This is a genomic window from Lentimicrobiaceae bacterium, from assembly GCA_023227965.1.
GTDB lineage: Bacteria > Bacteroidota > Bacteroidia > Bacteroidales > JALOCA01 > JALOCA01.
In genome coordinates, this window is the sequence record JALOCA010000038.1 from 19955 (window position 1) to 31195 (window position 11241).

An 11241-nucleotide genomic window follows, 5' to 3' on the forward strand; every position below is an offset into this window, starting at 1 on the left:
TTAACTTATTTATTAATAATTTTAGTACAATGAAACCTATATTCCACAAATACAGATGAAAATGATGTTCAACCTTATGGGTTTTATTTGACAATTAAATAACAAATTAATTACAAATGAGAAAAATAATTTTTACTTTATGTATATTTACCTGTTTTATTTATAGTGTTACAGCGCAACAGGTAACAGTTTATGATAAGTCGGACCTGCAGCCCATCGTTAATGTATCCGTTTATAACCAGGCAAAATCTGCAGCTGAAATGACCGATGCCAAAGGCGTGGCAAAACTGTCGGCTTTTAAAGATAATGACACACTGTTTTTTAAGCATATAGCTTATCAGGAATTTAAAATTACCAAAAAGGCACTCTCTCAAAGTAAATATAAAGTGTATTTAGCCGATAATATTATCCGGCTTGATGAGGTGGTGCTTTCAGCGAATAAATTTGAAGAAAAAAAAGCGGATATCCCTCACAAAATTGACATAATCACTGCAAAACAGATAGCATTTAATAATCCGCAAACCAGTGCAGACCTTCTGCAACAAAACGGAAATATTTTCGTACAGCAAAGCCAACTGGGCGGTGGAAGCCCGGTACTCAGGGGCTTTGAAGCCAACAAGGTGTTGCTTGTTGTTGATGGAGTGAGAATGAATAATGCCATTTACCGTAGCGGTCACCTGCAAAGTATCATTACCGTTGACCCTAACATTTTACAAAGAGTAGAAGTGGTTTTTGGCCCGGGTTCAGTTATTTATGGAAGCGATGCCCTGGGAGGAGTGGTGCATTTTTACACCCCCAATCCTTTACTGAGTTTTAACGGAAAGCCTTATGTGAACTCCGGTTTTTTTACAAGGTATTCTTCGGCAGCCAACGAAATGAGCGGGAATGTCCATTTTAATATCGGATTGAAAAAATGGGCATTTCTAACCAATATCTCTTACAAAAACCTGGACGACCTTCATATGGGAAGCGTACGCGACCCTTTTTACGGCGATTTTGGTAAATGTAATTACTATGTAAAAAGAATAAATGGTACTGACAGCCTTCTGAAAAATTCAGATCCGAATTTGCAAAAAGAAACCGGGTATTCTCAATACGATATCATGCAGAAAATATTGTTTCAGGCAAACCGTAACACTCGTTACATTCTTAATCTGCAATACTCCAACTCCAGCAACATCCAACGCTATGACCGTCTGCAACAATTTGCGGGCGGATTACCCAAGTATGCCGAATGGTATTATGGACCTCAAAGCCGTTTGCTGGCTTCACTTCGGGCTGAACTCAGCGGAGATAGAAAATTGTACGACAATTGGAATACTACTATTGCTTATCAGAATATCAGCGAGGACAGGATAAGCCGGAAATACCGCAAAAACAACAAACAATACCAGTTGGAAACGGTGGATGTATTTTCGCTTAACACCGACCTGATGAAAAAAGTAACCCCGGTAAACGAATTGCGCTACGGGTTGGAAACCGTGTATAATTCGGTTTCTTCTGAGGCTTACCAGAAAAATATCCTTACCGGTGAAAAAACTTACGATATGGCTACGCGCTACCCTGATGACTATAATTATATGTTCACACTCGCTGCTTATGCTACCCATAACTGGGAGATCAGCAAGAAATTCATCTTCTCGCAGGGTGTACGCATCAATTACATAGCCCTGCGATCGGTATATACAGATACGATGATGAAAATTATGCAGTTTCCGTTCGACAACACTATTAAACAAGACAATACTGCTGTCAATGGAAATTTAGGCTTTGTGTATCTCCCCGGCAGCAACTGGCGCTTTGCCCTGAGTGCAGCTTCAGGTTTCCGTGCTCCCAATGTGGATGATGTGGGAAAGGTAAACGATTCGAACGCAAAAGACCATTTGTTGGTTATTCCCAACCCCGACCTGAAACCCGAATATTCCTACAACCTGGATTTTACACTGGGTAAAACAGCATTCAATACTTTAAACCTTGAATTTACCGGTTTTTATACTTTACTAAAAGATGCCATCGTTTCCAGTTCTGCCACTTTTAACGGGCAGGATTCCGTGTCGTACGATGGACAAATGTGCGGTATACAAACAAATACCAACAAAGGAGAAGCATATATTTACGGTTTGCAGGCAAATGCAAAATTACAGCTCAATCCGCAACTTTCCGTAACAAGTAATTTAACCTACACCTATGGAAGGGTAAAGGAAGGCGATCAGCCGCTTGATCATGTACCTCCTTTTTATGGTGCTACCACCTACCATTTTGAGTTGAAAAAGTTTCATTCCGAGTTTAGTATAAAATATAATGGCTGGAAAAAGCTGAAAGATTACAACCCCAGCGGCGAAGATAACCTTGCATCGGCTACCGAAAAAGGGATGCCTGCGTGGTACACCCTAAACTTGCGGGCAGGATACCAGATTACAAAACAATTCAACTTGCAGATGGCGTTGGAAAATATGCTTGATATGCATTACAGGGTTTTTGCTTCGGGTGTAAGCGCTCCGGGCAGGAATTTTGTTATCACCTTACGAGGAAATTTTTAACCTGAGAAAGTAAATTAAATGTGTGCCATCCTTTGTAATTTTAGCGAGGGATGGCACTTTTTATGGCTATTGTAAAAGTTCTATGTTTGAAAAATATTAAACCGTTGCAAAAACTTTTTCAGACTTCGATGATGCTCAGTCTGGCAACTAATTACTATTAACCTGAGTTCAGCATAAGGTTGCAAACCATTCTTGTAATATTTCTTCATGTTAAAATCCTGACGGGTTGTTACCAGGCAGATGGAAAACATACTTTATCCCGAAACTCAGGTTAACAGGTCCCTTATTTACACAGTTTTTCCCGGACAGTTCCATTGAACCTCTTCCTCAGACAACTGAATTTCTTCTTCATTCGTCTGTTATCGTTGTTCTCAATAAAAATTATACATTCATTTCTTTTCCAGGGTCCCAGAAAAGACTGTTGAAGTGTACCACCTTGTCGTCCTGCACTTCGATACCTTCGTTTTCAAGGAGTTGCTTCATCACTTCGGGGTTGCCGAAATAGTGTTTGCCGCTAAGTATTCCGTTGCGGTTCACCACACGGTGGGCAGGAATATTTTCCATGGCACTGTGCGAGGCATTCATCGCCCAGCCCACCATCCTTGCCGAGCCACGACTGCCCAGATAAGCCGCAATGGCACCGTAAGAAGTAACCCTTCCGTAAGGAATGCATTTTGCTACTGCATATACCCGTGAGAAGAAATTGAAAGTGTCGGCAGGCACGTTTAAAAGAATAAGGGTTAATGATGAATGTTTAATGGTTAATGGGAGGTATATTGCTTTTTACGGTTCGAAATATATTGCCCGAAAATGTCATTACGTTTAACTTTTGGCTCATAGCTCCCGGCTTTCCGCTATAAATTTCAGATAATGTATCTTCAGTCCTTGTTCCAGCCACATTTTTTCGTAAAAAGTCTGTACTGGCAGCACGTCGGCTATGTCGGGCGTAACCGGGGCATTGTACAAATCGTCGGTTTGATATAGTATTGTGTATCTGTGCATAACAATTATTTCCAATGTGTAATTATACAGTTCCGCGTTATCTGTTTTAAGGTGTAATAATCCGCCGGGGGCAAGAATCTGTTTGTACCTTTCAATGTATTGAGGGGAGGTAAACCTCCTTTTTGCCCTCGAATTACGGGGCTGGGGCTCAGGAAAGGTGATCCATATTTCATTGATTTCGCCCGGGGCAAAAATTTGCTCTATCATTTCCGTATGTGTGCGGATAAATGCCACGTTTTTCATCTGGTTTTCCAGACTGGTTTTACTGCCTTTCCACAGACGGGCGCCTTTTTTGTCGATACCGATACAATTTTTTTCGGGATATTTATCTGCCAGGGCAATGGTGTATTCTCCTTTGCCACAACCTAATTCTACCACTATGGGATGGTTATTTTTAAAAAAACCTGCGTTCCAGTTTCCTTTCATGGAATAACCGGAAGCCAATTCTTCAAAAGTAGGTTGAAATAGATGCGCAAAGGTGGCGTTTTCAGCAAAACGTTGCAGCTTGTTTTTCTTTCCCACGACGGCAATGGCTTATTTATTCAAAATCCAGGCTGAACCGTTGATGGTTTGTTGAATTTCTTTCAGTTGAAGGTTTGCTTCTTCAAGGGTAGCAAAGCCATCAACACTCACGCGGAAAAGCCCGTTACGGGTTTTATCAATTATTGTTGCCTGATGTCCTTTCGACTGGCAGCTTTTTACAAAATTCTGTGCATTTTCTTCACTTAGGAAAGCGCCGCCTATGATGAAATATTTTAACCCAGCCTGCTTTTCAGTTGCCGGTAAAGATTTCATCACTGGAATGGGAATAATTGATGCACTGTTAATTATATGTGGGGTTACCGGCATTTCCTTTTCATGATTGATACCCGAACTGTAACGGAAAAAGGAAAAAAGTCCTGCAGAATTTGTATATGTACTTTGCACGGTATTCCAATTAAAAATACCCCAAATAACAAGAGCTGCTATGGGCAAAGATGTTGTGGCAATACGCCGGATGATTCCTGCATGACTTGGCTTTTTTGTACGGGATTTGCGGTCGGCAAAGCGTTTTGCAAGCAAAATCCTGTTGGTTTCGCGCTGAATTGCCGGGGAAACAAATTCTGTAAGCCCGTAAGCATCTTCAAGATAATTTACCGTGGTATCGGGCGAAAAAACAGGCTTTTTATCGGTATTGAGGGTAAAATCTCCGATTCCTTTCAAGTTGAGAGTTTCCTGCCGGGCAAGCTGCTGGTTCCATAACAGCACTGAATCATTAATCATTTGCAAGGTATCCTCATACGATTCACCTCTTATCATGGCAAGAAAGTTGGCAAGTAAGCCATCGTTAGTGGTGAGCTCTGCATTAAAAACAATTTCCCTTGATGGAGGTTGAAAAGAATTACGTGCTGGGTGAATGGTTGCAGGTTTGGCATGGATAATAAAACCACCAAAACCAGGAACTATAACACAATCATGTCTGTATAGTAAATCGCAGATGTATCTTTCCAGTTTCATTGCACAACATTTTTTGCCATTGCTAAAGTAGTACAGGTAGGTGAAAAAATCAAGCGTTGTTAGTAAGTTTTAATAAATCGTCAGGGGTGTCAATAGAAACACTTTCATGTTCAGTAAATTCAACATGAATAGGGATGCCATTTTGCATCCACCGCAGTTGTTCGAGCGACTCGGCTGTTTCAAGTGATGAAGGTTGTTCCAGTGTACTGATTCTTTGTAAAACATGAGTCCGGTAACCGTAAATTCCTATATGTTTATAGTAAGTATGATAGTTTATCCAATCCTGTTCATCTTTTCCTCTCAGGTAGGGGATGGGCGAGCGGCTGAAGTATAAAGCCTTGTTATTGTTATTTGCCACTATTTTTATGATGGAAGGGGCAAATAATGCTTCAGAAGAAGTGAGTCGTAGTGCCAGGGTGGCAATTTGCACATCTTCATTGTTGAAGCACATGGCAACCTGGTTTATTTGCCCGGGATCAATAAAAGGTTCATCTCCCTGAATATTAATGATAGCATCATAGTTTACTCCTGAATCACGCATGAGTATTTCTGCAGTTTCCGCACAGCGGTCGGTACCTGTCCGGTGGCTGGAAGATGTCATTACCACCTTACCTCCAAAGCGCTTCACTTCCTCAGCAATACGGCTGTCATCGGTAGCAACCACCACATTGTCCAATAAACTTGCTTTGGCAGCCTGTTCATAAACTCTTTGAATCATGGTTTTTCCGTTGATAACCGTGAGTGGTTTCCCCGGAAAACGGGTGGAAGCATAACGTGAAGGAATAATTCCGAGAATTTTCATCGAACATGTAAAATTAACTTCAGAACAGTCCGTGAAGTTCGGCATTTACCCTTTCGATAATATTGCCAAGGTCCTCGGGGTTTTCTGAGAAGTTGATGTCGTCAACGTCCACTATCATCAATTTTCCCTCTTTGTAGCCATTAATCCATTCTTCGTAACGATCGTTCAGGCTTTTCAGGTAGTCGAGACGGATGGAGGCTTCATAATCCCTTCCCCGTTTCTGAATCTGTCTGACAAGTGTGGGGACGCTTGCTCTGAGGTAGATAAGCAAATCAGGTGGTTTGATAAACGAAACCATCAGTTCGAAAAGGCTTTGGTAATTATGAAAATCTCTTGTAGCCATAAGATTCATATCGTGCAGGTTGGGAGCGAAAATATAGGCATCTTCATAAATAGTACGATCCTGCACCACGGCTTTTCCGCTATTATGAATCTCCACTATTTGCCGAAAACGGCTGTTCAAAAAATAAATCTGTAAGTTGAACGACCATCGTTGCATATCTTCATAAAAACTTGAAAGATAAGGATTTGTTTCAACATCTTCGTAATGGGCTTCCCAACCGAAATGTTTGGCAAGCAAACCAGAAAGTGTGGTTTTGCCTGAGCCTATGTTTCCTGCGATGGCTATATGCATGGGTATAGTGTATTGTATTTAGTGTACGAAAATAAGAAAAAGATGATTCCTTAAATCATCTTTCGTATTTCTTCAACAAATTTTCTTTCATTTGATAAGCGGGGTACTTTGTGTTGCCCGCCGAGTTTATTGTGTTTTCTCAGCCATTGGTAAAAAGTGCCTTCCGGAACCGGATACACCTCAGGCTTACGAAGTACCATATTATGGTATCTTTTGGCTTCATAGTCCGAGTTGATGGATTTAAGGGCATTATCAAAAGTTTCAACAAAAAAATCGAGGTTGTCAGGCGGAATAGCGAATTCAATAAGCCACTCGTGTACAGCATTGGTATTCCCTTGAAAATAATCGGGTGCTGCTGTATATTCATTTACAACAGAATGCGTTTTTTCACAGGCAATAGCAAGGGCTTTTTCGGCATTATCCACTATGAGTTCTTCACCTACAGCATTGATAAAACTTTTTGTTCTGCCGGTAATTTGTATCCTATAAGGGTCGAGGCTGGTAAAACGGATGGTATCACCTACAATGTAACGCCATAAACCTGCATTGGTTGAAATAACAAGAACATAATGGGTATCGGTGTCTACTTCGTCCAATTGAATGGTTTTAGGATTTTCACTATACAGTTCGCTGAGAGGTAAAAATTCATAAAAAATACCATAGTCGAGCATAAGCAGCATTTCTTGCGAATTATTTCGATCCTGTATACCGAAAAAGCCCTCCGAGGCATTGTAGGTTTCCACATATTTGAAGGTATCGGAAGCAATCAGCTTCCGGTATTGTTCGCGGTAGGGGATAAAGCTTACTCCTCCATGAAAATATACCTCCAGATTGGGCCACACCTCCATCAGGTTACTTTTTCCGGAAATATCGAGTATGCGTTTGATAAGCAACAACATCCACGAAGGAACCCCAAGCATGTTGGTAACATTGTGGTTGATGGTAGAATATGCAATTTTTTCAATTTTGCTTTCCCACTCGTTCATTAGTGCGATACTCAGGTTGGGTACCCTGATAAATTCAGCCCAGAACGGCAGGTTTTGCATGATGATAGCTGACAAGTCTCCGTCGTAGTAGGCTTCGTTGTTTACCTCATTTATCTGGTGGCTGCCTCCCATTGCCAGTCCTCTTCCCGAAAATATTTGGGTTTCAGGATTATTATTACAATACATGGAAAGCATATCTTTTCCTCCCTTAAAATGACATTCTTCAAGGGATTCTTCACTAACAGGAATAAACTTGCTTTTATCAGAAGTGGTTCCCGAAGATTTGGCAAACCAACGGATATCGGAATTCCACAAAATATTTTGTTCGCCTTTGCGCAGGCGGTTGATATATGGTTTTAAGCTTTCATAATCGTTAATAGGTACCCTTTCTTTAAACTGATCAAAGTTGAGGATGCTTTTGTACTCGTATTTTTTTCCCCATTCGGTATCCTTAGCTGAGGCAATAAGTTTTTTAAACAATTCATACTGCACATCATATGGGTATTTATTGAATAATTCAATCTGATGAATCCTTTTTTTCATCAGCCATAATAAAACTGAACTTATAAACGCCATATTACTTTTTTGCAGGAAAATAAACTTTACAAACTTACAAAAACCTTTTTATATGCAACAAAAACCTCGTGTCCTCATGTATAATTATTAAAAATTTGTGTAGGTTTGAATCCTTGATTTTTAAATTATGCGAGCAGTAGTACAGAGAGTTTCAGAAGCTTCTGTTGTTATAAACGGGGAAAAAGTAGCCGCGATTAGTAAAGGGTTACTTGTATTGTTAGGTATTGAAAAATCGGACAATGAGGAAGATGGCATTTGGCTAAGCGGGAAAATTGCACGTTTAAGGATTTTTCCGGATGGTTATGGGGCGATGAACCTGCCAATAACCGAGACCGAAGGTAATATAATTGTAGTGAGCCAGTTTACATTGCATGCCAGCACCCGTAAGGGCAACCGTCCGTCCTTTATCCGTGCTGCAAAACCTGAAACAGCGCTCCCCTTGTATAAGGCATTTATCGAAAGGCTGAAAGAGGATACCGGAAAAGATATTTCTACCGGCGAATTTGGAGCCATGATGCAGGTTCACCTTGTTAACGATGGACCGGTAACATTGTTTATAGATTCGAAAAATAAGGAATAAAAGCGTTAAAAACTAAGGTTAAAACCGAAACTCCACATAAATGGTAATTGGTCAACCCGTTCGCCGGTAATGCGGTTTACATAAAAAACGTTTTTCCGGTCGTAGATATTAGTTGCTCCAAGGTTAAATTCCAGTTTACTATATTTACTCAATTCAAATATTTTTTTGATATTGCCATCCAGACGATGGTAGTAAGGAAGCCTTCCGAGGTTAATATCGGCATACTGAAGTTTCATCGTTCCGTTTTCGGTGGTATAATCCGTAGAGATACCATCGCTAAAGTCTATCATTTCGTAATATCCCTGGGTTTGGGTAAAGGGGAAACCCGAACCGAAATTCCAGCGTAAGCTGATTTCCCAGCTTCTGTTGCTGCCTATCTGGTAAGAAGTAACCAGATTAACATTATGGCGACGATCATAATGCGGAGCATAGCTATTTCTTCCGTCAGTACGGTGAACGAAAGCATATGAATATACCGACCATATATACAACCTGTTGTATTCGTATTTGGCAGACAAATCTATTCCTTCGGCATCTCCTTTTTCGATGATAAAATCTTTACGGAGGTATTCGGGAACGTAATAAATAGATTTTTCGTCGTTGTAAGGAAAATCGTCGTTAAAAATTTTATTTCTATTAATATTCGTCAGTTGGCTAAAATATTTATAATAGCCTTCGAGATTAAGGGTGAGATTAGAAAAAGGTTCATATTCAAAGCCCAAAATCACATGGTTTGCTTTTTGTAATTTATGTTTTACACTTTTGCTTTTAAATTTACCCAAGTCTTCCGGACCGGAAAGAAATCCGTAAAAAAGATTTACTACATCACGGTCGGAATTGGCACTGAGAAGATTTTGTGAATAAATACCGGAAGCAAATTTAATCCTGAATTTCTCAGCAACATTGTATTTCACTGACAACCTGGGCTCAGGCGAAAAATTGGAAAGTGAGGCATACCATTGCAGACGGAATCCGGGTTCGATAAGAAATTTTCCTTTCACGTATTTGTATTTTACGTATCCACAGATTTCTGTTGTATTCTGCTCTTGTTGAATGACGCTGTTCGCTTCATTAGTAAATTCATAATTTGTTGAAAAACCCTGTATCTCAATACCATATTTTGTTTCATTTTTCCCCGAAAAATAAGTAAATCCCAATCCGAGGTTAAACCCATTGATATCACTGTGGCGGGGAAGCTGGTCGGATTCCGACATGGTAATGCCATATTTCGAGTATGCTACCACCCCTTCCAGCAGCATGGGCGTGTTGCCGGGAACCAAAATGAAGTTCATTCCGCCTCCTGACGATTTCCAGTGAAAATCGGACAAGTTTTTGTAATTATTTACTTTGTCATCAAAATTAAATCCGAAAAAATTTACTTTGCTGCCGTTGGAAGCATTGAGCGATATTTTTCCGTAAATATCGGTATAGTTGAAAGGCAACCCAGTTGTGTCCACATCTTTGTAAAAAGTTTTCGCGCTTTGTTCGAGGTAGGAATTTTTGAAAGAAAAGATAAATGAAGAACTACCTTCGCCAGCTTCTGATTGTTTTTTAAGAGGACCTTCAAGCAGCATATTGGCGCCAAAAGTATTTCCTCCTACTTTTCCTGAAATGCGTTTTTTATTACCGTCGCGTGTGGTAATATCCATCACCGAAGAAATTCTTCCGCCGTATTCGGCATTAAAGCCTCCTGTGTAAATGTTGGCATTACGGATGATGTCGGTTTCAAAAACCGAAAAAAGTCCGATGGAATGGAATGGATTATAAATCACCATTCCATCGAGTAGTACCTTGTTTTGGATAGGAGAGCCTCCGCGAATATACAATTGTCCACCCTGGTCGCCTGTAAATATCACACCGGGAAGTACCTGCAAGTACTGTGCAAGGTCGGGTTGCCCACCTATGGAAGGGATTTGTTTTACCTCCTTAGGGGTGATTTTTACTACTGATGTACGGGTTTCGGTTTTATTTTCTGTTTTGGTAGAAGTTATATTAACTCCCTGGATATTAACCGCAGATGCTTTCAGATAAAGTTTCTTATTGAGTACTTCGCTGCCGGCAATGGAAACGGGCATCCTGAGGGTATCATAACCCATATAGGTAACCATCAGGGTATATGTTCCTTTTGGTATGCGTGTTATGGCAAAATATCCGTTTACGTCGGTTGCAGCACCGATAGAAGTTTTATACAGGTACACATTGGTAAAAATAATAGGTTCACCCGTTTCTTTTTCATATACAAAACCTCTGATAACTCCTTCCTGAGCTATGCTATTACGGGGGGAAAAAAACAAAAATAAAATACTGGCAAACAAAAATAAGTATAGACGTTGAGGTTTCATAATAATAATAAACAGCCCGTAAATAAAATTAAAGAATGCAGCAAAAATAGTAAAAAATGGTTCGATTTGCATGAAAAAGCAGGAAATGTTTTTTTCTAAACGTTTTGTTTTAAAGATTGTTGATTTATTGATTATTGTGTAATGCAAGCTTTGGTATCCGGGGGGAGTGTACAACGAACTGTGTCAAGTAAACTTTTAGTACATTTGTTTGTCGGGATAAACGGACACAGGCTCTGCTGAGGAGCAAGCAGTGAAGGAATAAACCCGACCGACGGAATAATT

The 11241-nt window shown here is 40.1% G+C and carries 9 protein-coding genes; 2 read left to right on the forward strand and 7 right to left on the reverse strand.

Features of this window, described 5'->3' with window-relative positions; genetic code table 11:
* Positions 1 to 116 precede the first annotated feature (116 nt).
* The gene (locus tag M0R21_11390) at positions 117 to 2540 is read left to right on the forward strand and encodes a TonB-dependent receptor (GenBank protein MCK9618421.1); all 2424 of its coding nucleotides are present in this window, start codon (positions 117 to 119) and stop codon (positions 2538 to 2540) included.
* 381 nt (positions 2541 to 2921) lie between these two features.
* Here the strand turns inward: M0R21_11390 and M0R21_11395 are convergent, their stop codons facing one another.
* The 6 genes from M0R21_11395 to M0R21_11420 form a co-directional block, all read right to left on the reverse strand.
* Complete coding sequence (locus tag M0R21_11395) at positions 2922 to 3263, reverse strand: MGMT family protein (GenBank protein MCK9618422.1); 342 nt, start codon at positions 3261 to 3263, stop codon at positions 2922 to 2924.
* Between the two features lie 111 nt (positions 3264 to 3374).
* Positions 3375 to 4064, reverse strand: coding sequence for a tRNA (guanosine(46)-N7)-methyltransferase TrmB (trmB, locus tag M0R21_11400; GenBank protein MCK9618423.1), 690 nt, complete (start codon positions 4062 to 4064; stop codon positions 3375 to 3377).
* A gap of 12 nt (positions 4065 to 4076) precedes the next feature.
* The gene (locus M0R21_11405; protein MCK9618424.1) at positions 4077 to 5039 is read right to left on the reverse strand and encodes an SPOR domain-containing protein; all 963 of its coding nucleotides are present in this window, start codon (positions 5037 to 5039) and stop codon (positions 4077 to 4079) included.
* Between the two features lie 49 nt (positions 5040 to 5088).
* Positions 5089 to 5841 (reverse strand): 3-deoxy-manno-octulosonate cytidylyltransferase, encoded by a 753-nt coding sequence (gene kdsB, locus M0R21_11410; GenBank protein ID MCK9618425.1) that lies wholly within the window; start codon positions 5839 to 5841, stop codon positions 5089 to 5091.
* Between the two features lie 19 nt (positions 5842 to 5860).
* Positions 5861 to 6475 carry a deoxynucleoside kinase gene (locus M0R21_11415; protein ID MCK9618426.1) on the reverse strand — a complete coding sequence of 205 codons (615 nt, stop codon included), beginning with the start codon at positions 6473 to 6475 and terminating at the stop codon, positions 5861 to 5863.
* A gap of 50 nt (positions 6476 to 6525) precedes the next feature.
* On the reverse strand, positions 6526 to 8004 hold the full coding sequence (locus tag M0R21_11420) for a GH3 auxin-responsive promoter family protein (protein ID MCK9618427.1): 1479 nt from the start codon (positions 8002 to 8004) through the stop codon (positions 6526 to 6528).
* Positions 8005 to 8164: 160 nt separating this feature from the next.
* On the opposite strand from M0R21_11420, the gene dtd reads away from it, so the two are divergent.
* Complete coding sequence (dtd, locus tag M0R21_11425) at positions 8165 to 8617, forward strand: D-aminoacyl-tRNA deacylase (GenBank protein MCK9618428.1); 453 nt, start codon at positions 8165 to 8167, stop codon at positions 8615 to 8617.
* 5 nt (positions 8618 to 8622) lie between these two features.
* Here the strand turns inward: dtd and M0R21_11430 are convergent, their stop codons facing one another.
* Positions 8623 to 11031, reverse strand: a complete 2409-nt coding sequence (locus M0R21_11430; GenBank protein ID MCK9618429.1) for a TonB-dependent receptor — start codon at positions 11029 to 11031, stop codon at positions 8623 to 8625.
* Between the last annotated feature and the right edge of the window lie 210 nt (positions 11032 to 11241).

Bases quoted from the DNA above. Each gene is read 5' to 3' on its own strand.
- M0R21_11390 (MCK9618421.1), top strand. From the start codon at position 117: ATGAGAAAAATAATTTTTACTTTATGTATATTTACCTGTTTTATTTAT.
- M0R21_11405 (MCK9618424.1), bottom strand. From the start codon at position 5,039: ATGAAACTGGAAAGATACATCTGCGATTTACTATACAGACATGATTGT.
- kdsB (MCK9618425.1), bottom strand. From the start codon at position 5,841: ATGAAAATTCTCGGAATTATTCCTTCACGTTATGCTTCCACCCGTTTT.
- M0R21_11415 (MCK9618426.1), bottom strand. From the start codon at position 6,475: ATGCATATAGCCATCGCAGGAAACATAGGCTCAGGCAAAACCACACTT.
- M0R21_11420 (MCK9618427.1), bottom strand. From the start codon at position 8,004: ATGAAAAAAAGGATTCATCAGATTGAATTATTCAATAAATACCCATAT.
- dtd (MCK9618428.1), top strand. From the start codon at position 8,165: ATGCGAGCAGTAGTACAGAGAGTTTCAGAAGCTTCTGTTGTTATAAAC.
- M0R21_11430 (MCK9618429.1), bottom strand. From the start codon at position 11,031: ATGCAAATCGAACCATTTTTTACTATTTTTGCTGCATTCTTTAATTTT.